The organism is Caldicellulosiruptoraceae bacterium PP1, assembly GCA_041320695.1.
GTDB lineage: Bacteria > Bacillota > Thermoanaerobacteria > Caldicellulosiruptorales > Caldicellulosiruptoraceae > JBGGOQ01.
Window position 1 is genome coordinate 434,949 of sequence record JBGGOQ010000001.1, and the last position, 23,887, is coordinate 458,835.

A 23,887-nucleotide genomic window follows, 5' to 3' on the forward strand; every position below is an offset into this window, starting at 1 on the left:
TTTACTCACCCTTTCTTGAGTATAAATATAAAACTGCCATTCTAACCGCAATACCATTTGTAACTTGATCTTCTATTAAACAGTTATTTATACTCATAACATCTGAAGATATCTCTATTCCACGATTAACAGGTCCTGGATGAAGAATTAAAGTTTCAGGTGAAATTTTATCTAAAAGTCCATTATTTAAACCAAAATAGCTATAATATTCATTTGTTGAAGGGAAAAGTGCATTTTTTTGTCTTTCTAACTGAATTCTTAAATCAATAATTACATCTTTTTCACTAACAACATCATCTAAAGAATCAGATATTTTAACATATCTATCTATTTCAGGCGGTATTAAAGTTTTTGGACCATAAACTGTTATTTCATTGTTAAATTTTAAAAGCCCCCATATGTTACTTCTTGCAACTCTACTATGAAATATGTCACCAATAATAGCAACTTTTAAACTTGTTAATTTACCTAATTTTTCGCGAATAGTAAACATATCTAATAAAGCCTGAGTGGGGTGCTCATTCATCCCATCACCAGCATTTATGACTGAAAAATTTGCATTTTTAGCAGCAAAATGAGGTGCACCTGAAGAAGAATGTCTTATTATCAAAATATCTGTTTTTAATGCTTCTAGAGTTCTTATGGTATCAAGTAAAGACTCGCCTTTTTTAACAGAACTTGCTTGGACATTTATAGAAGTTATATTAGCACTCATAAATTTACCAGCAAGTTCAAAAGAGACCCTTGTTCTTGTACTGTTTTCATAAAACAATGTAACAATGGAATATCCCTGAAGGTGGGGTGTTTTTTTATTTTCTTTGGTAATTATTAATTTCATGTTCTTTGCAAGATCTAATATTTTTTCTATTTCTTCAATTGATAAATCTTTCAATCCCAAAAGATCTTTTTTCAAAATATAACACCTCCTAATTTCAAAAACATAATTTTATAAAAAAGGTAGGGTGGCCCCTACCTTTAATTTGCATATTGTTCTTTAATATTAGATTGTGCAGCTTTTTTCTCTGGTAATAAAAAGTTTAATATTATTCCTATAAATGTTGCTAATGCCATTCCTTCAAATTCTATATTGAATATTTGAAGCCTTGTTCCACCTACACCAATAATCAATATTACCGAAGTTATTACAAGATTTCTTGTTTCTGAAAGATCAACTTTATGTTCAATAAGCATTCTTAAACCTGATGAAGCTATAACACCAAAAAGTAGTATACTAATACCACCTATAACAGGTGAAGGAATAACTTGTATTAATGCACCAAGCTTCTGAACAAATGATAATGAAATAGCAATTATAGCTGCCCAACCTATTACCCATACACTATATACTTTTGATATTGCCATTACACCGATATTTTCACCATAAGTTGTTGTAGGAGGTCCACCTAAAAACCCTGCAACAATAGTAGCTACACCATCACCTGTAAGTGATCTATGTAATCCAGGATCTTTAGTAAAATCTCTACCTACAACATTATTTGTAACTAGTAAATGACCAATATGCTCTGTTATTGTGACAATAGCAATTGGTGCTATTGATAATATTGCAGTCCATGTAAATTTTGGAAAAACAAATCCTGGTAGTCCTATCCAATTTGCATTCTTTATCACATCATAATTTATAAATGGGGTATATTTTCCGTTGGGATAGAAGCTATCTAAAAGATGTGTATTTAACCCAATTAAATCTAATATATATGAAAAGATATATCCGCTGATTAAACCAATAAGAACTGGAATAACATTGAAAAATCCTTTAAAATAAACCGAGCCTATTACAGCAACAAACAATGTAAATAATGATACCCAACAAACTGGACTTTTTATAACATTTACTGCAAGCTCAAGTATTTGTCCATCTTTTACAACTTCACTAAATAATCCAGCTGATTTGACTGCTGCAACTCTTGCTAGTGATAAACCAATTATCATAACAACTGGACCAACAACAACAGGAGGTAAAGCTTTATCTATCCAATTTGTTCCAAACTTATATACTAATAAAGCAACAATTAAATAAACTACACCAGAAGCAATACATCCTGATAAGGCATATTCTCTTCCACCTAATGAGGCTGAAATGGTTATTATGGGATTAATAAATGCAAATGATGAGCCAAGATATGCAGGAAGCTTTTTCTTCGTAATAAGAATGTATAATAGTGTTCCAACACCACCTGTAAATAATGCTACTGTTGGATTTAATCCAACTAAGATAGGAACTAAGATTGTTGCACCTACCATTGCAAATAAATGTTGTAAGCTAAGTGGTAATGTTTGTAGTATGGGTAATTTTTCTTCAACTTGAATTGTTCTTTTAGCCATAATAAAAATCCCCTTCCATAAAAAATTTATATTTCTTTATCTAATTGCTCAATAATAACGCAATTCCTTTTATCAAATTCGTCAACTAAAACATGAACTATTTCATTTCTTGATGTTGGAACATTTTTCCCAATAAAATCTGCTCTTATTGGTAATTCCCTATGTCCCCTATCAATTAATACCGCTAGCTGAATCATTTTGGGTCTACCCATATCCATTATTGCCTCAATTGCTGCTCTAACTGTTCTACCTGTAAAAAGTACATCGTCTACCAAAATTATTTTTTTATCATTTACCTCAAAATCAATCTTTGTTGAATTTACTGTTGGATGTTCATGAAGGAATGATAAATCATCTCTATAAAATGTAATATCAAGTATACCAAAAGGAAGATTTTTACCTTCAATTTTTTCAATATTATTATTAATACTTTTAGCTAATGTTACCCCTCTTCTTTGGATTCCAACAATGCAAAGATTATCAATTCCTTTATTTTTTTCAATAATTTCATGCGAAATTCTCATAAGTGCTCTTTCCATTTGTTGAGAATCCATTATTTCTTTAATTACCAAGATATTCACCTCCTAATTTTTACATAAAAAAAGCTTCTTACCATGTGAGAACAGGCAAGAAGCTAATAACCTAAAATTACACTTCTCTTTCACCTTGCCGCCTCACAGGGCTAGCTTAAAGGTAAATAAGCTATTTATTATTTTTAGATATTATAGCACGTTATTATAGCAATGTCCATATAGTTACATAAATTTTTTCAAATGCATTAAAACTTTGTAAATCATCAATAATACTAATCTATATTAATTATTTTTATTCTGTTCTTATATTCTGATATTATCATAAATATTTAATATAAGGTTAATATTATTTATAATAATATAAAATATATAATATAATGCGAGTTTATGGTAAAATATATAAAAGAATATTTTATTTTATATTTGGAGGAAAAAATGAAATATATATTATTAATTTTTATTCTTCAATGGTTAATTGGTTTCAAATTATTTAATAAAAAGATTTTAGAAAATGACCAAAATATTAAAATTAATGAAAATGATAAAATCTCTGTTATTATTCCTGCTCGAAATGAAGAGAAAAATATACCAAACTTACTTAATTCATTGCAAAATCAAACTATAAAACCACATGAAATTATAGTTGTTAATGACTTTTCTGAAGATAATACATATTCAGTTGCTAAAAGTTACAATATAAAAGTTATAAATAATCCTGATTTACCTTTAGGTTGGACAGGTAAAAACTGGGCTTTATGGAATGGATTTTTGAATTCGTCTGGTGATATTCTTATATTCCTTGATGCTGATGTTAGATTAAGTAATGATGCAATTGAAACGCTGATAAAAACTCGAAACAAAATTGATGGGGTTATTTCTGTAGTACCTTTTCATTTTACACAAAAATTTTATGAAAGATTACTACTTTTGGTAAACATTTTAGGTATTTTTGCTTTTACTGCCCCTAAAGAAAGAAAAAGACATGACAAAGGTCTTTATGGTTCTTGTATTGTTACAACAAGAGAAGACTATCTTAAAATTAATGGTCATAGAAGTATTTGTGCTGAAGTAATTGATGATTTAAGTTTAGGAAAGAAATTTTCTCAAGCCGGTGTTAGAATAGAAAACTTTATTGGTGTAAATTATGTTTCATTTAGAATGTATCCAAATGGCATAAAAAGTGCTCTCCAAGGCTTAAGTAAAAGTGCTGCATTAAGCACATCTACTTTAAAAAAACAATCAGTTATGTTAATATTTTTATGGCTTTTGGGCTATATTTTATCTGGTTTTATTACTCCTATACTATTTATCACAAAATCACCTCTTTTAAATACTTTTATCTTTATATATCTATTGTATTTCTTACAGATAATCTATTTTTCAAAATATACTGGTTATTTTGGTTTCATAAATTTACTTGCTTATTTTTTATCATCAATTTTCTTTATTATAATGATTTTATACTCATTTTATCAAACAACATTTTTAGGTCATGTTTACTGGAAAGGAAGAGAAATTAAAGTAGGAGGAAAAAACTCTTGAAAACAATATATATTTTGGTGTTAGAGTTTTTTTGTGGTTCATTGATGTTTTCTTTTTGGTTTGGACAAATTAAAAATATAGATTTACGAAGTATTCGAGATGGTAATCCAGGAGCTTTTAATTTAATATATGCAGCTGGATTTAAGATTGGTATATTAGGAGTATTATTAGATTTCCTAAAAGGATATTTCCCATTAATTTTATTTATTAATAATAATTATTATTTACCAAATAATAAAATGAAAATTATAGTTGCTTTAGCTCCAATATTAGGTCATGCATTTTCACCTTTTTTGAAATTTAATGGTGGGAAATCTGTTGCTGTTACTTTTGGTGTTTGGAGTGCAGTCTCAAACTTTGAAATATCATTTGCTTACGCTATTATTTTAGCAATTTTATTTTTGGGAGCAAAAATTATAAAAGACAAAAAGGGCTATCCTACCACACCTGAAGAGGATGCCCTTATGATAATTATTGGATTTTTAATATTACTTATTTACATATTGGCAAATAGCTTTGCTGAATATATAACTGTTTTATGGTTTTTGAATCTAATAGTTTTCATATATAAAAATAAGGATACTTTGTATACATTGTATAGAATGAAACTTGCAAAAAGATAACATTATTTATCTCTTAGAATTTTTAAAACTTCATTAAAATAGTTAGGTATTTCACATTGAAATTGCATTAATTCATTTGTTATAGGGTGATAAAACTCAATTTCTCCTGCATGTAAAATCTGTCCTTCAATATTAAATTGGTTGTTTTTCTTGCCATATACTGTATCTCCAACTATAGGGTATCCAATATAACTTAAGTGAACTCTAATTTGATGCGTTCTCCCTGTTTTTAAATTTAATTTTACAAAGGTATTGTTTTGAAATCTTTCTAATACTTCATAAAAAGTAATAGCTTCTTTACCATTAGGTACAACAGCCATTTTTAATTTATTTTTTGGATTTCTTCCTATTGGTGCATTTATTGTTCCTCTATCCTCTTTTATTATACCGTCTGTAATTGCAAAATATGTTCTTTTTATTTTATGTTCCTTTAAATCTTCAGATAATCTTAGATGTGCAATATTTGTTTTTGCAACAATTAATAGACCAGATGTATCTTTATCAATTCGATGAACAATTCCTGGTCTTATTACACCATTGATATCTGAAAGTTTACCTTCAAATTTATATAACAAAGCATTGACAAGAGTGTTTTCATAATTACCAGCAGCAGGATGAACAACCATTCCTTTTGGTTTATTTATTACAATCAAATGTTCATCTTCAAAAATAACATCAAAAGGAATATTTTGTGCAACAATATCAAGTTTTTTGGGTTCTGGAATTAATACTTCAATTATATCGCCATCTTTAATTTTTAATGATGACTTAATTATAGTTTTTTCATTGACTTTAATATTCCCATCCTCAATTAATTTTTGTATATTGCTTCTTGTCTTTTCTAACTTTTCTGATAAATAAATATCAATTCTTCCTTCATATTGGTTTACCATAATTATTTTCTGTTCACTAATTCTTTATCCCTTCTTTCTGTTATAAATAATATAATCATTAAAATTGAACCAATTGAAATGAAAATATCAGCTACATTAAAAATTGGCCAAATTCTAAAATCAATAAAATCAATTACATACCCTTTAAATAATCTATCAATGAAATTTCCTAAAGCACCAGATAAAATTATACATATAGAATACTTGTACTTTACTTCAATATTTGTAAAAAAAATAAGAAAAAACATAATTACAAATGTTATTGAGGATAAAATTAAAAAGAAAATCCTTTGATTCCAAAGTATAGAAAATGCAGCTCCTTTGTTATGAACATGAGTAAAGTAAAGAATATTACTTATTATTGGAATACTTTCATATAATTTTATGTTTTTTTCTATAAAGAACTTAACAATTTGATCAATTGAAACTATAGAAAATATTATAATAACATATTGCATAACTACACCTACCAAATTATTAACTAAATAAATTATAAAATAAAAATAATAAAAAAAGAAGGCTTTATATGCCTTCAATAAATCTTTTTTGGTCTTGGTTTGAAATTGAATCAATTTCTTCAACCTTATCATTAATTTCATTAACGCTCTTATAATAACTTATTGAATTAAAGTCAGTATTATCTTGAGGACCATCACTTGTTGCATGTGTAGACATTATACTCCACATATCAATACCAGTATATTCTTCCTCACTACTTTGGGAAGTAAATTTATCATTGAAAGATTTACCCATAGCCTTTTCTTCTGAAGGTCTTTGTTTTACATTATTATTTGAATCCTTTTCATATTCATTTTCGCATTTTATACAAAACTTTGCATATGGTATTACCTCAAGTCTTTCTTTTTCTATTTCTTTTTGACAATAGTCACAAATACCAAAATTGCCATGTTCTATTTTTTTTAATGCATTTTCTATTAAATTCAGCCTTCTTATTGTATCATTTCTTAATGCAGTATTTTTTTCAACTTCATAAACCTCTGATGCAATATCTGCAGGGTGATTATCATAATTAGAAAGTTCTGTTGTTGTAAAGGAATCATATTTTGCTGATTGATTTTTTTCCATCATTTCAATTAAACTTGAAGCTTTCTTTTTTTCGTATTCTAACAGTTCTTTGAAATATGATATTTCATTACTATTCATTTTAATTTTCTCCCTTCATTATTACTTTATATAAAATTTTATTATGTTCAATAACTGGGCAATATATTTTCCGATTATAGGTAAATTATATTTAACTATCGAATTTAATATATATATAAGTAAAGCTCCTAATATTGAAAAACCAAAAGCAGTTCCAAATCCTCGTGCAACACCACTAATAAAATTTACCCATAGTATCCTTTTTGGATTTTTAAGATATTCTATATAATCTGCTAAATGCATTTTTTCAAAACTTTGAATTATTTCTTCAAGGCTCTTTTCAAATTTATCCTTACTCAAATTAATATTCACCTTCTTATATTTATTTTTATTGATTTTAATAGATTTTATTTATATAATTTTCTTAAATTAAAATATGATAATGGAGGTCTTTTTATGAAATATAAAGCTGATATTGGAGTATTTGGTGGATCTGGTTTTTATAGTTTCGCAGATAATGTTACTGAAATAGAGATTGAAACTCCTTATGGTAAGCCAAGTGATAAGATTTCATTAGTAGATATTGGAGATAAAGTGGTAGCTTTTTTACCACGCCATGGTAAGAATCATCAATATCCACCTCATCTTATTCCTTATAGAGCAAATATTTATGCAATGCATATGTTAGGAGTTAAAAAAATAATAGCACCTACTGCATCAGGAAGTTTAAAACCTGAAATTAAACCTGGAGATTTTGTTGTTTGTGATCAATTTGTTGATAGAACATGGGGAAGACAAGATACATTCTTTGAAGGCCCCGAGGTAAAACATGTATCTGCAGCAAAGCCTTATTGTGAATATTTAAGACAAATTGCAATAAATTCAGCAAAGGATTTAAAAATCAATATTCATGAAAAAGGAACAGTTGTTGTAATACAAGGGCCAAGATTTTCAACAACTGCTGAAAGTAGATGGTATTCAAAAATGGGATGGGATGTTATAAATATGACACAATATCCTGAATGTTTTTTGGCTAAGGAGTTAGGTATTTGTTATGTCAATATCTCATTAATTACCGATTATGATGCTGGATTAGAAGGAAGAGATGATATAAAACCAGTTTCAGAAGAAGAGGTATATAAAGTATTTAATGAAAATAATCAAAAGGTAAAAGAACTAATTTTTGAAATGATAAAAAGAATTGACATTGAGTTCGAATGTAAAGAATAATCAAAAAGGAGTTATGATATGAAACACTTTGAATGGAAAGATCAAACACTTACTGTTTTGGACCAAAGATTTTTACCTTATGAAAAAAGCTTTTTAGAATGTAAAACTTATAAAGATTGCTATGTTGCAATAAAAGATATGATTATTAGAGGAGCACCATTAATTGGAATAGTAGCTGCTTATGGAGTTGTATTGGGTTTCAAAGAAATAATAGAAAATAAAAAGGATAAAAAATATCTTTATAATATTATAGATGAATTGTCTAAATCCAGGCCTACAGCAGTTAATCTATTTTGGGCATTGAATAGAATGAAAAAAATTTTTGATGAAAATATTGATAAAGATTATTTAGAAATATATGAAATACTATTAAAAGAAGCAACAGCAATTGACAATCAGGACAAAGAATTAAATAAAAAAATGGGTGAATATGGTAATACACTAATAAAACCTAATTCAAATATTCTTACACATTGTAATGCTGGTGCTTTAGCAACTGGGGGATATGGAACAGCATTAGGTGTAATTCGTGAAGCTCATCTAAATCATAAAAATATACATGTTTATATAGACGAAACAAGGCCATATCTACAAGGTGCAAGATTAACAGCTTTTGAAATGTGTGAAGAAAATATTCCTAACACTGTAATTTGCGATAACATGGCAGGTTATTTGATGAAGCTAGGTAAAATTGATTGTGTTATTGTAGGTGCTGATAGAATTGCTGCTAATGGAGATACAGCAAATAAAATAGGAACTTACTCTCTTTCTGTTTTGGCAAAGCATCACAATATTCCTTTTTACATTGCAGCACCACTTTCAACCTTCGATTTAAAAATTAAATCTGGCCAAGAGATTCCAATTGAAGAAAGACCAAAAGATGAAATAAGATTTTTTAATGGAAAGCAAATTGTACCTAATAATTCTGATATTTTTAATCCATCTTTTGATGTTACTCCAGCCGAAAATATTACTGCAATTATAACAGAAAAAGGTATAATTTATCCACCATATGAAATAAATATAAAGTCATTATTATGAATTAGGAGGCTACCAGATTACTTTCTGGTAAGCCTCCTTTTTATATCATTTTTAGAGCTTTTAATATTATATCCTTATCAATTTCAACCCCATTTTCGTATACACCTAAATCTTTTAACAAAGTAGTGCGAATTTTCCCATACTTAACTTTTTTGTCATTCATGATTATTTTAATTATTTGCTCTTCATCATAATCATTCGGAAATTTTATATTAGCATAATTCAAAAAAGCAAATAATCTCTCAATATTTTCTTGATTAAAATTAAATACCATTTTAGAAATATATAATTCAATTATCATACCAAATAAAACATTAATACCATGAGGATATTTATATTTATAATAACTTTCAAATGCATGCCCTAAAGTATGACCAAAATTCAAAACCTCTCTCTGTCCTTTCTCATTAACATCAATTTCAACAATACTCTTTTTACAAATAATTGATCTCTTAATAAGTTCATAAATTAAGGATTCATTCATAATGATTGATTTAATATCAAATTTATTTTTATCGAGAATCTTAAGAATTTCTTTATCTAATGTATAGCCATATTTAATAATTTCTCCAAAACCAGATACAATCTCTGAATAAGATAATGAGTTTAAGAATTGAGTATATATTAATATCTTGTCAGGCTGATAAAAAGTTCCTATTTGATTTTTATAGTAATTAAAATTTACAGCAGTTTTACCTCCAATACTACTATCAACCATTGCAAGTAATGTAGTAGGTATATTAATAAATTTTATACCTCTTTTATATGTAGAAGCTACAAATCCGATTAAATCACCAATTACTCCTCCACCAATTCCTATAATCAATGAGGATCTATCATATTCTTTTTCTATCATAAATTGAATTATTTCTAGATATTTTTCAATACTTTTATTTTGTTCACAACTTTCTATTATAATTTGATCATAAGTAAAATTAAACTTTAAATTTTTGTAAAAATTATACACGTTACTATCAACAACAACTAAACATTTACTAAAATTTATATTCAAAATAATATCTTCTATTTCATTAAAATTATTCAGAAAAACTATATCTACATTTTGGTTTTCTTGATTTATTAACATATTTATAATTTCCATTTATAGCAAAACATCCTTCCATAAATTTTCTGATTAATTTTATAAAAGTTATAATCTCTTATCTTTAGTTTCTAATCATTTGTTTTTTATAATGTAAAATTCAATATCACTATTTTTATACTTTTCATTTCATATTGAACTAAAATAATAATATTAGCTACTTAATTATACCTATACATTATTAGCTTTTCAAAAACCTCTATTTAATCATTTATTACTAATATTAATTAGATTCCAATCTCATGTTATAAAAAAAGCCGGGATATCCGGCTTTTTTTAATTTTTTAAAACAGAATGGCATCTTTGACAAACCTCTTGATTGTCTTTGCTATCAAAGTATTTCCAACATCTTGGACACTTTTCACCCTCTGCCTTGCTAACTTGTATTTCCACATCACCATCAAATTCTTCTAATTCAAGTTGAGATACAATTATAAATTCTTTTATTAAATCATAATTATTATTGATAAATGTGAATAATTCCTTTGATATTTTTAAATTTACTTTTGCATCTAATGAACTTCCAATAATTTTACTTGCTCTGGCTATTTCTAATTTTTTTGCAATAATATCCCTTAATTCAAGTATTTTTTCAAACTTGTTTTCTAATTCATTATCATTCAAAATATCAAAATCTACTGTTGGCATTTTTGATAAAAATACAGATATCTCCTCTTCTTCTTTGTTTTCGATAAATTGCCATGATTCCTCGGCAGTAAATGAAAGTATAGGTGCAATAAGTTTTATAAGACCAGTAAGAATCTCATACATAGCTGTCTGGGCACTTCTTCTTTCTATACTTTCTGAATATGATGCATAAGCTCTATCTTTTGTAATATCAAGATATAAATTACTCATATCTACAACACAGAAATTGTGGATTAAATGATAAACTTGATTATAATCATATTCATCATAAGCTTTTATAACCTTATTAATCAATTTATAATATCTTTGTAAAATCCATTTATCTAATTCATATAGATCACTTTTTGCAACTTTATCAGTTTTAGGATTAAAATCATATAAGTTTCCTAATAGATATCTTATAGTATTTCTAATTTTCCTGTAAACCTCTGTTAATTGTTTTAGAATTTCCTTGGAAATCCTCATATCAACTTTATAATCTGCTGATACGCACCATAATCTCAATATATCGGCACCATATTCGTTAATAACATCTAAAGGTGATATTACATTACCTTCAGACTTTGACATCTTCTTACCTTCACCATCAACAACAAAACCATGAGTTAAAACTGTCTTATATGGTGCTTTACCTTTTGTCGCAACAGCTGTTAAAAGTGAAGATTGAAACCAACCTCTATATTGATCATTACCTTCAAGATACATATCACATGGCCATTCTAAATCTTCTCTACTTTCAAGAACATAGGCATGAGAAGAACCAGAATCAAACCACACATCCATAATATCTGTTTCTTTAATGAATTCACTAGAACCACAGCTGCACTTAATTCGTTCTGGTAATAGTTCCTTCTCAGATTTTGAAAACCAAGCATCAGATCCTTCTTTTTCAAAAATTTTTGAAATATATTCTATAGTCTCTTCATTTATAAGTTCCTTCCCACAATCTTTACAATAGAAAATCGGAATTGGAACACCCCATACTCTCTGTCTTGATATACACCAATCTTGTCTATCAACTACCATATTTTTTATTCTTTCCTGTCCCCATTCTGGGACCCACTCTACTTCATCTATTGCTTTTACAGCTTCATCCCTAAAACCTTTTACTGAAGCAAACCACTGTTCAGTTGCTCTAAAAATAATTGGATTTTTGCATCTCCAACAATGTGGATATTGGTGCACTATTTTTTCAACTCCAAGAAGATTGCCTGATTGTTCTAATTGCTTAGCAATCTCTTTATTAGAGTCTTCATAATATAAACCACTAAATTGACCAGCTTCATTTGTTAAATAACCTTTATTATCAACAGGAACAATAACTGGTATATTATACTTTTTACAAACATCAAAGTCTTCCTCACCATGTCCAGGTGCAGTATGAACACAACCTGTTCCAGCTTCTAAAGTAACATGTTCACCTAATATACATATTGATTCTCTATCTAAAAATGGGTGTTTACATTTTACAAATTCTAAATCTTTGCCTTTAAACCTTGCAACTTCTTTATATTCATCTATTTTATTTGTTTGCATAACTCTTTCTATAAGTTCAGAAGCAATTATCAATATTTCATTGCCAACATCAACAAGGCTATAATCAAAGTCAGCATTAAGAGCTATTGCTAAATTACCTGGAAGGGTCCAAGTTGTTGTTGTCCATATAACAATAAATACTTTTTTACCATTAGAAATATTGAATAATAGTCCTTTGTCATCAATAACCTCAAATTTAACATAAATAGAATATGCTTTATCTTCTTGATATTCTATCTCAGCTTCAGCTAATGCTGTTTCACATGAAGGACACCAATATACAGGTTTTAACCCTTTATATATATATCCTTTTTTAGCCATATCACCAAAAACTTTAATTTGTTTTGCCTCAAATTTACTATCCAAAGTTAAGTAAGGGTTTTCCCAGTCTCCAAAAACACCTAATCTTTTAAATTGTTCTCTTTGAGTATCAACATACGATAAAGCAAAATCTCTACATTTTTGCCTAAATTCAACTTTACTAAGTTCATGTCTATTAACACCTAATTTTTTAATAACCTGTTGTTCAATAGGAAGTCCATGTGTATCCCAGCCAGGAATATATGGAGTATAATATCCTGACAGCATTTTATATTTAATAACAATATCTTTTAAAACTTTATTTAATGTATGTCCAAGGTGAATATCACCATTAGCATATGGAGGACCATCATGCAATATATATTTTTTATTTTCTTTATTTTTTTGCAATGCTTTGTTGTAAATATCATTTGAATACCAATAATTTAAAAATTCAGGTTCTCTTTGGGATAAATTAGCTTTCATTGGAAAGTTTGTTTTAGGTAAATTTAGTGTTTTACTATAGTCCATCTTATGTTCATGCCTCCTAAGAAATAACTTATTGGTCATTTTGTAATTCTTTATCAACCATATCCAAAGCTGATAACTCTGTATTCAATAAATTTCTAAATTTATTTAGAAATATTTGATACCTTTTTTTCAGTTCACCATATTCATAGGTAATTTGTAAAACCTTGCTATTAGCTTCTTCAATAAGCTTTGATGCCTTTATTTCAGTTTCTTTTATAATATTGTCAGCTTTCTGATAAGCTACCTTTTTAATTTCTTCAGCAGTATTTTGAGCAACAATTAATGTATTTTGTAATGTCTCTTCTATAGATTTATAATTTTGAATATTTTCATTCAATAAAGCAATTTTATCTTTAAGTTCTAAATTTTCCTTATATAATTTCTCGTAATCATTAATAATCTCATCTAAAAATTGATCAACTTCTTCAGCTTTATAACCACCAATTATGGCTTTTTTAAATTCTTTGGTTTCTATATCTTGTGGAGTTAACATTAAATTGCCCTCCATTTTTACATATATCTTTTTATTTCAATACTAATTCTTCCCTTTTTGGTATATCCTAATACATCAGTTATTTGAAGCCTGCCATAACCTCTAACAGAAATAATATCCCCCACTTTAACCTCATAATGTGACTTTTGAATATATAACCAGTTTACAGCAACTAATTGACTTTTTATTAGTTCTTCAGCTTCATTTCTAGAGATATTAAGAGCATGTGATAAAACACCATCTAATCTTAATGAATTCAATATAATGTTAATTATTTTGTAGTTTCTTTTCAAAAAATCATCAATTAAATAATTATCATTGATTATTTTGATATCATCAATTTGAGATTTACCAATATTTTTCAAATTATTTGCTATATATTCAGCAATATCATTGTGACTAAATACTAAGGCTTTATTATTATCAACTAAAATATCTCCAAGTTTGCCTCGATTAATTCCTAAACCTAAAATGCTGCCAAGAATACTCCGATGATTTATCTTATCCTCACATTGTAATAATATCGTACTAATTGGAAACTCAAAAGTTTCTATGCTATTAAATTCAGAAACTCCTATTATTGTTCTTTCAGCATCTTCATATCCACCAAAAAAACTTATAAATTTGGGTTTATATTTTTTTATATAATCAACTTCTGTATATTTTCTTGTAAAAGGTGAAATAAAATCGGAAAAAACAATATTATACTTATCTTTCAAATCAAATATGTTTTTTACCTTAAAAATTTCTTCTTTGTTATTATCTGGAATATTCATATATACCTCACCAATAAAATATTGCAGCTAAAAACCTTATTACTACAGTTCTTAATAATTCAAGTAAAAATATAGCAATAATAGGTGATATATCTATCATTGGTATTCTGATAAATCTTTCTGTTAATCTTCGAACTGGTTCTAAAATAGGTGAAACAATAGTATTAGTAATTCGTCTATATTTATTAAAAGAATCAGGTATAAACCATGATAACAATGCATCCAAAACTATTGCGAATTCTAAAAAAGAAAATAACTTATCAACTAATTTTAAAATAAATGCAACCATATAAACTCCCCTTAAATTATTTTAACCATGACATAAATCCTTTTGATTTAATCTCATCTTGAAGTTGTTCATCAACTTCTAGATCAATTCCTCTTGGAACTGCAACAAAAATTTTCTTACTAACCTTATGAATTTTAGCATCCAGTACATATACTGAACCACTAACAAAGTCAATAATTCTTTGGCATTGATCATCTGCAACTTGTTCTAAATTGAATAGAACTATTTTATTTTCCCTTAATGATTCACTAACTTTTGATACCTCATCAAAAAATTTTAAATTATAAACAGTAACTTCAGTATCATTATGACCTAAAAATGAAACAACTTTGGACTCTTTTGACTTCTCTTGTTTTGTTTTTGTCTCTGGTTTTGGAGTTGCATTTTCAGTAGAAGGTTGTTCAGTATCAGTAATTTCAATGCCCATTAATTCAAAAACCTTTTTCTGAATATTCTCTAACATAAAATTCACTCCCTCTTCCTTTCTCCAAATAGTTTTGTTCCAATTCTAATTAAATTAGAGCCTTCTTCTATAGCAATATCAAAATCGTCACTCATTCCCATTGATAATATTTCTATATTAACATTATTATAATTTAAATTTTTATATTTTTCAAAGATTTCATGCATTTTTTTAAAATAAATTCTATTGTTTTCAGGGTTCTCTTCAAAAGGAGGAATTGTCATAAAACCTTTTAAAAATATATTTTTCAATTTAATTATTTGATCAATAAAAATATCTATCTTATCTGGTGATATTCCACCTTTAGATTGTTCGCCAGATATATTTATTTCTAGCAAAATATTAGATTTGCATTTTCCCATGTCACATCTTTTTTCAAGTTCAATTAATTGATCAATTTTATCAATAGAATGTATTAGACTAACTTTGTCATAAATATATTTTATTTTATTTGTTTGTAGTCTTCCTATAAAATGCCATTCAACATTGTTAACATATTGGTATTTTTCCAAAAACTCCTGTACCCTGTTTTCTCCAAAAATATTGATACCATAACTATGTGCAATATTTATAATATCAGGACTAACAGTTTTTGATGCTCCCAATATTTTTATTTCACTTATATCTCTATTAGATTTTTGACACGCTATTGTTACTTTGTCAAAAATATTCTTTAAATTATGTTTAATTATATCATGTGTATCCATAAAACCACCTTCTTATATATTTGGTATTATTTTACCAAAATAGCCACCTGAACCATATTTAATATTGTAATTACCATCATAAAAGGCTTTTATTATTAAAAAGCTTTTTCTACTAACTATGTTTTGAAGTAAATTAAAAGAATCAGTATTATATAATTCTATTAACTTTATATGCATATTAATTTCATTTTCGAAAAAAGATATTAATTTTTCAATAGTCGTTTTCCCAAGACCATTTATATATTTGTATGGTAAGGTACAGTAATATGGAATTAATGATTCAATATCATTATTGTTTTTTAATTGTTCTATTCTTTGACTAACACCTAAAACTATATTACCTTTATTACATTTAGGACAAATTAGTTTACTTGGTTCATTTATTTCAATTTGAGTATTACAATTATTACAATATGTCATATGATATTTACCTAACTTGGGTATTAATCCGAAATTGGCTACAATTTTATTATTTATGATAGCATTAAATACAGAACTTATGTCTAGACTATGTACATCAATTAAATTGAATTCTCTTGCAATATTATCAAGTGAATGTGCATCAGAGTTAGATAATAACGTTAACAGTGTCTGCTCTATTAACTTTAAAGACATATATCTATCAGCAGATAAACCCATTTCTGATGCATATATTATTCCATTTAATTCTTTTAATGATTTTGAAGCAGAATAAAATCCTTTAAAGGGAGTAAAAACGTGTGCTGGAATTAGCAAATCACCATTTCTATTAATATAGTCAATTAATTCATTTAAGTCCCCCACATACTGAGGGCAACTAAAATTAAAATTTGAAATAGCATTTATAAAATTATCTTTAAATTTATTAGCTGAGTTAACCGATTTAAATAATATAATAAAATGAACACCTTTATTATTAATTTTTATTTCTAATTCCATTGCTGGAATAATTAACAGATCTTCAAAGTATAAATTCCCTTTAATTAATCTAATTTTTTCTTGTCTTAACATATTATTTATTTCAAATAATACATCATTACATAAAAAATCAACAATAGCAATTGCATTTAGTCCTTTTATATTCTTTGAATAATAAAAAATGTTAGTAAGTGTAAGATTCTTGGATGAAGGTATTTTAATAAATTTATTATTAGCAAATCCAACATGTATATGAAAATCAGCACTAATTATCATTTTGAATCACTTTTAAAATATTTCTCTGCTAACAAAAGACCAATAATAGTTTTTGCATCTTTTATTTCACCATTCATAACCATTTCAACTACTTTTTTTAATGGTAATTTTATAACCTCAACAAATTCATCAACATCGGTATTAGTATTACCTTCTTTTAGATTTGAAGCAAGAAAAACATGAATAACTTCATTTGAAAAACCAGGTGTAGTATATATTTCTGTAAGTTTAATCAACTGTTCAGAAGTATATCCAGTCTCTTCTTCTAACTCCCTTTTAGCACAATTGAGTGGATCCTCTCCATCATCAAGCTTTCCTGCGGGAAGCTCTAAAATTACTTTATTTAAAGGCTTTCTGAATTGTTTTACCATTATAACATTTTGATTTTCATCTATTGGCACTATTACTGAAGCACCTGGATGAACTACTATCGCTCTTTTCGATGTACTTCCATTTGGTAAAAGAACATCTTCTACTTTAAATGATAAAAATGAACTTTCATAAATTAATTTTTCATTTATTGTTTTTTCTTCAAGGTTCAAAATTAACATCTCCCTTAATTTTTTGCAAAATAAAATGTGCTGTAGCAAAACATTCATCAAAAAATTCTTTTTCGTCGTTAATCCCTTTTTTCATTGTATTTAGAATTGCTAAATGTTGATTAAGATCTAATTTATATAAACTATCAATATATATAATTCTATGTTTAACTTTATATTTCTCTATTATTTTTAATATATTATCATAAAACACGTTATCTTCAAATTTATAAAGTGGAATAATGGCTTGAGCATTTAAGTAATTTAGTATTGTAATAAAATGGTGGCTTATTATTTTATGTCTATCTCTTTTATCCATTTTTGATAATCTTATTGGTAATATGGCTTGTCCGTTAAATCTATAAATATCCTCAATTACATGTATCATATTATATGTGCTAAAACCAAACTTACTACCTGTACCAACTATTCCTGGTAATGGGCCAATAATAATAACATCTGCTTGTAGTTGCTGAGATAAAATAATCGAGTTTATTTCATTTATACATTCAAAATCACCATTAAAAGCCTCACCACATGTAATAACAAAATCAATTAACTTTTTACTTTTTAGATATTGTATATTTTCAGAAAGATTTGCATTTAACATTCCCCAATCTGTTAAAATCACTGAAATCTTAATTTTAGGTAAAAATTGTTTTAAATAAATGGCGATTGGAGCAATCATACTATGCAATTCACATACAACAATATTTTCTTTATTTAGATATGGCGTTCTCTCAAAGATAGTTTTATCTTTCTCTTCCTCAGTAAGCACTGAAAATTGCAATGGTGTATATCTTAGTTTCATAATATGACCATTTTTCTTGTTTTCAAATTGTCCTTGAGGGATAATAAAATCGTAACCACCAGTTCCTAAATTAAGATAATTTGCTGTAATATTTACAAGAACCTCTTGATTAATATCTACAGGATTATTTATATCTAAAAAGTTTATTGCATAAGATGTTCTGTTGTTTAATTTAACTTCAACTATTTGTATATTATTTGTAACTTTTATATTTTTAGTTACTATGCCTTTTTTTATTTTAATCACTTTTTATTTCACCACTTTATTAATCATTTCCCTTGCTATTTTATCACATTCATTATTTTTTTTATTATCCGCATGTCCTTTTACCCATTTAAAATTTACTTTATGAACTTTAATTAAGTCTACTAACTCTTGCCATAGTTCCTTGTTTTTTACTTCATTCCCATCATTCAATTTCCAATTGTTTTTTATCCAGTTTGTTATCCACTTATTATTAAATGCATTTACTACGTATTGAGAATCAGTATAAATAGTCACATTACAAGGTTCCTTCAAGGCTTTTAAAGATTCTATTACTGCTATAAGTTCCATTCTATTATTAGTAGTATTGCTTTCATTACCGGATAAGATTTTCTCATAGTTTTTATAACTTAGAATTGCACACCATCCACCAGGGCCAGGATTCCCTGAGCAAGCACCATCTGTATAAATAATTACTTCCTTCATTATACCTCATTTCCCTAATTCAATTGATTTTTCGTAAGCTTTAATTAATCCATCAATAATAGCAGCTTTCGCACCGTTTTTTTCCATTTCTAGTAGACCTTCAATAGTTGTACCACCTGGAGAAGAAACAAAATCCCTAATATCTTGAGGTTTATAATTATTTATCTTCATATTTATTATTGTTCCTTCAATCAAATCAAGAATCATTTTGAGTGATATATCTTTTGATAATCCAAGCTTTAATGCTCCATCACAGAGTGCTTCAATAAATAGAGCAATAAAAGCTGGACCGCTTCCTATTAAGGCTGTTATTAAATCAAAATATTTCTCTGATAAGGTATATACATTCCCAAGTAGGTTTAATAATTCTTCAATTTGTTTTATTTCATCATTATTAAGATTAATATAAGTCATAGCTAAAATACCTTTTTGGACTGAAATATTAATATTAGGCATTACTCTAATTATTTTCTTATCTCCTAAAATTCTTTTTAATGATTCTATTTTAATACCAGCAGCAATTGATATTATAATTTTATTATCAATTTCATCTTTTACATTATTTAATACGCCTATAATATCTTTAGGTTTAACAGCTAATATAATTATATCAGAATCAACAACAACTTGTTTTTCATCAATCTTTGGATTGGCATTATATTTTTCACTAAACATATTCATCCTATTTTTATCAATATCATAAATGCAAAATTCAATATCTTCCTTTTTAGATTTTAACCCATCGATAATAAAACTTGCCATATTGCCACAACCAATTATTCCTATTTTCATCTTTTCACCCTCTTTATTATTGTTTGTATTATTTTTATAGGTATTTCACCAAAAATAATTAATGCTAATATATACGAGATAAAACATATGAATAAAATGCATATAGAGTTTATTGAATAATTATTAAATATTTGAGCATTCTCTTTTGCTAAAACACCTGTAATTACCATTATAACACTTGCGATTAAAATGTAAAGAAAGTTAGTTAGATTCAATTGTCTATTTAAATATTTCGTTAGTTCAATAATATTTAAAATTGAAATAATAGCATAACATGCAATATTTGCTAAAATGCAACCATAAATATTTAAATGATAATAAAGAATAAAAATAAACATTAGTATTATTTTGATTAAAAGTGAGATTAGTATGTTTTTAATAGGTATATAAAACCTATCAATACCTTGTAAGATAGATGTAGTAATCTGAGAAATTGCAATAAATAAAATTAGAATTGCAGAAACCTTTAATATTTCTTCACCATTTTGATTGTTGAAATAAATAATTGAAAATATTTCTTTCGAAAAAAATATAAATCCTAAAAAAGATGGAACACAAAAAATAAAAATATATCTAAATGAACTTAATGTTAATCTACTAATCATATTTTTATTATTTTTATTTGATGAAATATAAGGAATTAGACTAATTGACATTGAAATGCTAAACGTTAAAGGAACATGAATTAATGTCATTACTTTACCGCTAAAAATACCATAAACTTGAGAGGAAAAGTTCATTGGATAACCATCTTGGAACATTAAAAAAGGAAATAATAATGAATCTGTGATTGATATTAAAGAAGTTATTAATGATGTTATAGAAAACAAAAAGGTTTCTGTAATAATAGGAATAAATATATGTTTATTTGATTTGTATTTTTTATTCATTCTAGAGAAATTGAATATTTCCTTATTTAATTTTGATTTTGATATTACCAAATACAATAATGAAAAAAATGATCCAACAGAAGCTCCTAACATTGCTCCAGCAGTTGAATAACTTATACTTTTTTTTATTAGAATTAAACATAATGAAAGCCCCACTGTAACACGAAAAATATTCTCAATTATTTGTGATATAGCTGTATGTTCCATTTCTTTTAAACCATTAAACAAACCTCGATAAATTGATGCCAAAGATACAAAAAATATAGCTGGTGCTAAAGAAATATATGCATAATAAGCATCATTAGGCCATTTAAATATATTTATTATAAAATGAGCTGACAAAAAATATAAAATAGATATTATTAATGAAATGAAAATAACAGTGATTAAACATAATCTAAATATTTTCTTTATTGAAATAATATCATTTTCAGAATAATAGCTTGATACTGATTTAGACATTGCATTTGACAATCCAGTATATGAAAAGGTTAAAAGTGTAGTATAAATGGGATAAGGTAATTGATATAACCCCATCCCATAATCTCCAACAATATTAATTAATGGAACTTTTAATATTACACCTAACATTTTTGATAATATAGAAGCAACAGATAATACTATTGTTGAATATAATATTCCTTTATTGCCCATAAGATTACTTTTAGAAAATTGCTCTATTTAATTATTATTAAAGTATATCATTTTTGATTACATTTATATTTTTTGAATTGATTTTAATTTTAGCCTTAAATTATCAGATATAATAGCAATAAACTCAGAATTAGTAGGTTTCCCTTTTGAGTTTGAGGTTGAATATTTGAAGTATTTATATAATGATTCAAGTTTACCTCTTGTTGAAGAAACTTCGATAGCATGTCTTATTGCTCTTTCAACCCTTGTAGGAGTTGTTTGATATTTCTCAGCAATTTGTGGATATAATGTCTTAGTAACAGAATTAATTAAATCCATATTGTAAGTAACTTCAATTATGGCATCTCTAAGAAATTGATAACCCTTAATATGTGCAGGAACTCCTAATTCTTTTAAGATATCACTAACCTCGTTCTCTAAATCATTATTTTTTAGGCTAATATGCATATTTGTTTCTGAAATAGATGGATCATTTTGAAAATTTTGATTTTTTAAAAGTTGCCTTATCCTTTCAACCATAACGTTTAAATCAAATGGTTTTACAAAGTAATATAGTGCACCCATATTTATTGCTTTTTGAGATATATTTTCTTGCCCAACTGCAGAAATAACAACTATTTTTGGTGAATTTAATAATTCTTTACACTTTTCAATAACTCCAATTCCATCTAAATAAGGCATTATTATATCAAGTATCAACAGATCAGGCTTTAATTCTCCAATCATTTTTAATGTTTCAATACCATCATAAGTAGAACCACAAACATTAAAATCAGGCTGAGAGTTAAAAACATCTGTTAATAACTCATTAAACTTTTTGTTGTCATCTGCAATTAAAACATTTATCTTATTCATAAATCATTATCCTTTACTTAAATATTATTTATATTACAAGATATTCTACAAAATATCATTCTTACCTTTTATATATTTTGAACAATTTTTATTTTATTTTATCAGATATTTTTAACATATTTTCAATAAATATTCCATATCCCATTGAAGAATTGTTTAGAAAAACATGAGTTACAGCTCCTATTAATTTATTATCTTGAATAATTGGACTTCCACTCATTCCTTGCACAATACCACCAGTTAATTTTATTAATTCAGGGTCTTTTATTTTAATTATAAATGCTTTTGAAGAATTAATATTTAGAGGATATATTTTTAAAATTTCAATATTAAATAATTTTTTAACATTATTAACTCCAATTAAAATTTTTGCAGGTCCCACATGAATATCTTGAATTCTTCCCACTTCAATTAAATTTTCTTGATTTAGTTTGTAGAATATTTTACCATATATTCCTATTTTAGTATTTAATTTAATATCTCCAATTTTAGTATCATAATCTATTCTTCCTATTATTTCGCCAATTTCTCCATTTTTACTCCTTTTAATATCATAAATGTGTGAATTATAAATTTCACCATAGCTAATATCTAATAATATATTGGTATCAGTATCAGATATGCCATGGCCTAGAGCTCCAAAAGCCATATTGTTTTTATCAATATATGTTAAAGTACCAATCCCGCTTGTTCCTGATCGGACCCATAAACCAATTTTATATTCCCTTTCATCAGTTAACACAGGTTTAATATTAATATTTATATATTTATTATTTCTGAGAATTAAGAATGAAAGTGTCTGACCACCAAATGCATTTATAATATTATATAATTGTTCACATGAATTAACATTCATTCCATTAACTTTTATTATTTTATCACCTATATTTAACCCTGCATCTTTAGCTGGGTGAGAAATATTGTTATTATTATCAATTACATCTGAAAACCCAATTACTAATATTCCATTCGTTGAAATTCTAATTCCTATAACTTGACCCATAGGAATTAAATATCTCTTTTCTGAAAAATTAACTTCAACTTTTTTTAATGGTATATTAAATAAACTAATATAAATATCATGATTTTTATTACTAATTAAAAATATCTTTTCTTTCTTAAATAAAAATCCAATTTGGGTTTTCTTTTTATAGTATCCATTACAGTTGATATTAAAATAAAATGGTGTATTTATTGAAACAAAATTTTCATTTTTATAACAAGTTATTGAGTCTGGTAAGGTATTAAAATAAATAAAATTATAAAATGTACAAACTATATAAAATATAAAAAGAGCAACTAATTTCTTCATAAACTTTCACCGAAAAG

Annotated in this window: 26 protein-coding genes; 4 read left to right on the plus strand and 22 right to left on the minus strand. The window is 26.4% G+C overall.

The window, feature by feature from the left end; all coding sequences use genetic code 11:
- Position 1 precedes the first annotated feature (1 nt).
- From ACAG39_02225 to pyrR, 3 genes are read right to left on the minus strand one after another with little or no spacing between them, the layout of a single operon-like run.
- Positions 2-916 carry an aspartate carbamoyltransferase catalytic subunit gene (locus tag ACAG39_02225; GenBank protein MEZ0536048.1) on the minus strand — a complete coding sequence of 305 codons (915 nt, stop codon included), beginning with the start codon at positions 914-916 and terminating at the stop codon, positions 2-4.
- A gap of 59 nt (positions 917-975) precedes the next feature.
- A complete protein-coding gene (gene uraA, locus ACAG39_02230; GenBank protein MEZ0536049.1) occupies positions 976-2,343 on the minus strand; it encodes a uracil permease in 1,368 nt (455 codons plus the stop codon).
- A 26-nt stretch (positions 2,344-2,369) separates the two neighbouring features.
- The gene (gene pyrR, locus ACAG39_02235; protein ID MEZ0536050.1) at positions 2,370-2,915 is read right to left on the minus strand and encodes a bifunctional pyr operon transcriptional regulator/uracil phosphoribosyltransferase PyrR; all 546 of its coding nucleotides are present in this window, start codon (positions 2,913-2,915) and stop codon (positions 2,370-2,372) included.
- Positions 2,916-3,311: 396 nt separating this feature from the next.
- Between pyrR and ACAG39_02240 the strand changes: the two genes are divergently transcribed.
- Positions 3,312-4,418: a glycosyltransferase family 2 protein gene (locus ACAG39_02240; protein ID MEZ0536051.1), complete on the plus strand. Its 1,107-nt coding sequence runs from the start codon at positions 3,312-3,314 to the stop codon at positions 4,416-4,418.
- Positions 4,415-5,041 (plus strand): glycerol-3-phosphate acyltransferase, encoded by a 627-nt coding sequence (locus ACAG39_02245; GenBank protein ID MEZ0536052.1) that lies wholly within the window; start codon positions 4,415-4,417, stop codon positions 5,039-5,041. The genes ACAG39_02240 and ACAG39_02245 overlap by 4 nt, the downstream gene beginning before the upstream one ends.
- Before the next feature lie 2 nt (positions 5,042-5,043).
- On the opposite strand, the gene ACAG39_02250 is transcribed toward ACAG39_02245, so the two are convergent.
- The 4 genes from ACAG39_02250 to ACAG39_02265 all read right to left on the minus strand — a co-directional run bounded on the left by ACAG39_02250 (position 5,044) and on the right by ACAG39_02265 (position 7,398).
- Complete coding sequence (locus ACAG39_02250) at positions 5,044-5,937, minus strand: RluA family pseudouridine synthase (GenBank protein MEZ0536053.1); 894 nt, start codon at positions 5,935-5,937, stop codon at positions 5,044-5,046.
- Positions 5,937-6,392, minus strand: coding sequence for a signal peptidase II (gene lspA / locus ACAG39_02255; protein MEZ0536054.1), 456 nt, complete (start codon positions 6,390-6,392; stop codon positions 5,937-5,939). Before lspA ends, ACAG39_02250 begins: the two co-directional genes overlap by 1 nt.
- 64 nt (positions 6,393-6,456) lie before the next feature.
- Positions 6,457-7,098, minus strand: coding sequence for a TraR/DksA C4-type zinc finger protein (locus ACAG39_02260; protein MEZ0536055.1), 642 nt, complete (start codon positions 7,096-7,098; stop codon positions 6,457-6,459).
- Positions 7,099-7,119: 21 nt separating this feature from the next.
- A complete protein-coding gene (locus tag ACAG39_02265; GenBank protein ID MEZ0536056.1) occupies positions 7,120-7,398 on the minus strand; it encodes a DUF5665 domain-containing protein in 279 nt (92 codons plus the stop codon).
- Between the two features lie 96 nt (positions 7,399-7,494).
- On the opposite strand from ACAG39_02265, the gene ACAG39_02270 reads away from it, so the two are divergent.
- The gene (locus ACAG39_02270; protein MEZ0536057.1) at positions 7,495-8,268 is read left to right on the plus strand and encodes an S-methyl-5'-thioadenosine phosphorylase; all 774 of its coding nucleotides are present in this window, start codon (positions 7,495-7,497) and stop codon (positions 8,266-8,268) included.
- Between the two features lie 18 nt (positions 8,269-8,286).
- On the plus strand, positions 8,287-9,309 hold the full coding sequence (mtnA, locus tag ACAG39_02275; protein ID MEZ0536058.1) for an S-methyl-5-thioribose-1-phosphate isomerase: 1,023 nt from the start codon (positions 8,287-8,289) through the stop codon (positions 9,307-9,309).
- Positions 9,310-9,349: 40 nt separating this feature from the next.
- Here the strand turns inward: mtnA and aroB are convergent, their stop codons facing one another.
- The 15 genes from aroB to spoIVB all read right to left on the minus strand — a co-directional run bounded on the left by aroB (position 9,350) and on the right by spoIVB (position 23,870).
- Positions 9,350-10,411 carry a 3-dehydroquinate synthase gene (gene aroB / locus ACAG39_02280; GenBank protein ID MEZ0536059.1) on the minus strand — a complete coding sequence of 354 codons (1,062 nt, stop codon included), beginning with the start codon at positions 10,409-10,411 and terminating at the stop codon, positions 9,350-9,352.
- Positions 10,412-10,687: 276 nt separating this feature from the next.
- Positions 10,688-13,426 carry an isoleucine--tRNA ligase gene (gene ileS / locus ACAG39_02285; protein MEZ0536060.1) on the minus strand — a complete coding sequence of 913 codons (2,739 nt, stop codon included), beginning with the start codon at positions 13,424-13,426 and terminating at the stop codon, positions 10,688-10,690.
- A gap of 28 nt (positions 13,427-13,454) precedes the next feature.
- Complete coding sequence (locus ACAG39_02290; GenBank protein ID MEZ0536061.1) at positions 13,455-13,919, minus strand: DivIVA domain-containing protein; 465 nt, start codon at positions 13,917-13,919, stop codon at positions 13,455-13,457.
- A gap of 17 nt (positions 13,920-13,936) precedes the next feature.
- Positions 13,937-14,695 (minus strand): YlmH/Sll1252 family protein, encoded by a 759-nt coding sequence (locus ACAG39_02295; protein MEZ0536062.1) that lies wholly within the window; start codon positions 14,693-14,695, stop codon positions 13,937-13,939.
- 7 nt (positions 14,696-14,702) lie between these two features.
- Positions 14,703-14,984: a YggT family protein gene (locus tag ACAG39_02300; protein ID MEZ0536063.1), complete on the minus strand. Its 282-nt coding sequence runs from the start codon at positions 14,982-14,984 to the stop codon at positions 14,703-14,705.
- 16 nt (positions 14,985-15,000) lie between these two features.
- On the minus strand, positions 15,001-15,447 hold the full coding sequence (locus ACAG39_02305) for a cell division protein SepF (protein MEZ0536064.1): 447 nt from the start codon (positions 15,445-15,447) through the stop codon (positions 15,001-15,003).
- Positions 15,448-15,452: 5 nt separating this feature from the next.
- On the minus strand, positions 15,453-16,154 hold the full coding sequence (locus ACAG39_02310) for a YggS family pyridoxal phosphate-dependent enzyme (protein MEZ0536065.1): 702 nt from the start codon (positions 16,152-16,154) through the stop codon (positions 15,453-15,455).
- Positions 16,155-16,166: 12 nt separating this feature from the next.
- Positions 16,167-17,327 carry a histidinol-phosphatase gene (locus ACAG39_02315; protein MEZ0536066.1) on the minus strand — a complete coding sequence of 387 codons (1,161 nt, stop codon included), beginning with the start codon at positions 17,325-17,327 and terminating at the stop codon, positions 16,167-16,169.
- Positions 17,324-17,869, minus strand: a complete 546-nt coding sequence (locus ACAG39_02320; GenBank protein MEZ0536067.1) for an NUDIX domain-containing protein — start codon at positions 17,867-17,869, stop codon at positions 17,324-17,326. Before ACAG39_02320 ends, ACAG39_02315 begins: the two co-directional genes overlap by 4 nt.
- Complete coding sequence (locus tag ACAG39_02325; protein ID MEZ0536068.1) at positions 17,859-18,923, minus strand: DUF3866 family protein; 1,065 nt, start codon at positions 18,921-18,923, stop codon at positions 17,859-17,861. Before ACAG39_02325 ends, ACAG39_02320 begins: the two co-directional genes overlap by 11 nt.
- A 3-nt stretch (positions 18,924-18,926) precedes the next feature.
- Positions 18,927-19,367 (minus strand): ribonuclease HI, encoded by a 441-nt coding sequence (gene rnhA, locus ACAG39_02330; protein ID MEZ0536069.1) that lies wholly within the window; start codon positions 19,365-19,367, stop codon positions 18,927-18,929.
- Positions 19,368-19,373: 6 nt separating this feature from the next.
- A complete protein-coding gene (gene proC / locus ACAG39_02335) occupies positions 19,374-20,159 on the minus strand; it encodes a pyrroline-5-carboxylate reductase (protein MEZ0536070.1) in 786 nt (261 codons plus the stop codon).
- On the minus strand, positions 20,156-21,703 hold the full coding sequence (locus tag ACAG39_02340; GenBank protein ID MEZ0536071.1) for an oligosaccharide flippase family protein: 1,548 nt from the start codon (positions 21,701-21,703) through the stop codon (positions 20,156-20,158). The genes proC and ACAG39_02340 overlap by 4 nt, the downstream gene beginning before the upstream one ends.
- 63 nt (positions 21,704-21,766) lie before the next feature.
- Complete coding sequence (spo0A, locus tag ACAG39_02345) at positions 21,767-22,558, minus strand: sporulation transcription factor Spo0A (GenBank protein ID MEZ0536072.1); 792 nt, start codon at positions 22,556-22,558, stop codon at positions 21,767-21,769.
- An 88-nt stretch (positions 22,559-22,646) separates the two neighbouring features.
- Positions 22,647-23,870 (minus strand): SpoIVB peptidase, encoded by a 1,224-nt coding sequence (gene spoIVB / locus ACAG39_02350; protein ID MEZ0536073.1) that lies wholly within the window; start codon positions 23,868-23,870, stop codon positions 22,647-22,649.
- Positions 23,871-23,887: the final 17 nt, after the last annotated feature.

Excerpts from the sequence above, each read along its gene's own strand:
- uraA (MEZ0536049.1), bottom strand. The coding sequence starts at position 2,343 with ATGGCTAAAAGAACAATTCAAGTTGAAGAAAAATTACCCATACTACAA.
- ACAG39_02240 (MEZ0536051.1), top strand. The coding sequence starts at position 3,312 with ATGAAATATATATTATTAATTTTTATTCTTCAATGGTTAATTGGTTTC.
- lspA (MEZ0536054.1), bottom strand. The coding sequence starts at position 6,392 with ATGCAATATGTTATTATAATATTTTCTATAGTTTCAATTGATCAAATT.
- ACAG39_02260 (MEZ0536055.1), bottom strand. The coding sequence starts at position 7,098 with ATGAATAGTAATGAAATATCATATTTCAAAGAACTGTTAGAATACGAA.
- ACAG39_02270 (MEZ0536057.1), top strand. The coding sequence starts at position 7,495 with ATGAAATATAAAGCTGATATTGGAGTATTTGGTGGATCTGGTTTTTAT.
- mtnA (MEZ0536058.1), top strand. The coding sequence starts at position 8,287 with ATGAAACACTTTGAATGGAAAGATCAAACACTTACTGTTTTGGACCAA.
- aroB (MEZ0536059.1), bottom strand. The coding sequence starts at position 10,411 with ATGGAAATTATAAATATGTTAATAAATCAAGAAAACCAAAATGTAGAT.
- ileS (MEZ0536060.1), bottom strand. The coding sequence starts at position 13,426 with ATGGACTATAGTAAAACACTAAATTTACCTAAAACAAACTTTCCAATG.
- ACAG39_02290 (MEZ0536061.1), bottom strand. The coding sequence starts at position 13,919 with ATGTTAACTCCACAAGATATAGAAACCAAAGAATTTAAAAAAGCCATA.
- ACAG39_02295 (MEZ0536062.1), bottom strand. The coding sequence starts at position 14,695 with ATGAATATTCCAGATAATAACAAAGAAGAAATTTTTAAGGTAAAAAAC.
- ACAG39_02300 (MEZ0536063.1), bottom strand. The coding sequence starts at position 14,984 with ATGGTTGCATTTATTTTAAAATTAGTTGATAAGTTATTTTCTTTTTTA.
- ACAG39_02305 (MEZ0536064.1), bottom strand. The coding sequence starts at position 15,447 with ATGTTAGAGAATATTCAGAAAAAGGTTTTTGAATTAATGGGCATTGAA.
- ACAG39_02310 (MEZ0536065.1), bottom strand. The coding sequence starts at position 16,154 with ATGGATACACATGATATAATTAAACATAATTTAAAGAATATTTTTGAC.
- ACAG39_02315 (MEZ0536066.1), bottom strand. The coding sequence starts at position 17,327 with ATGATAATTAGTGCTGATTTTCATATACATGTTGGATTTGCTAATAAT.
- rnhA (MEZ0536069.1), bottom strand. The coding sequence starts at position 19,367 with ATGAAGGAAGTAATTATTTATACAGATGGTGCTTGCTCAGGGAATCCT.
- proC (MEZ0536070.1), bottom strand. The coding sequence starts at position 20,159 with ATGAAAATAGGAATAATTGGTTGTGGCAATATGGCAAGTTTTATTATC.
- ACAG39_02340 (MEZ0536071.1), bottom strand. The coding sequence starts at position 21,703 with ATGGGCAATAAAGGAATATTATATTCAACAATAGTATTATCTGTTGCT.
- spo0A (MEZ0536072.1), bottom strand. The coding sequence starts at position 22,558 with ATGAATAAGATAAATGTTTTAATTGCAGATGACAACAAAAAGTTTAAT.
- spoIVB (MEZ0536073.1), bottom strand. The coding sequence starts at position 23,870 with ATGAAGAAATTAGTTGCTCTTTTTATATTTTATATAGTTTGTACATTT.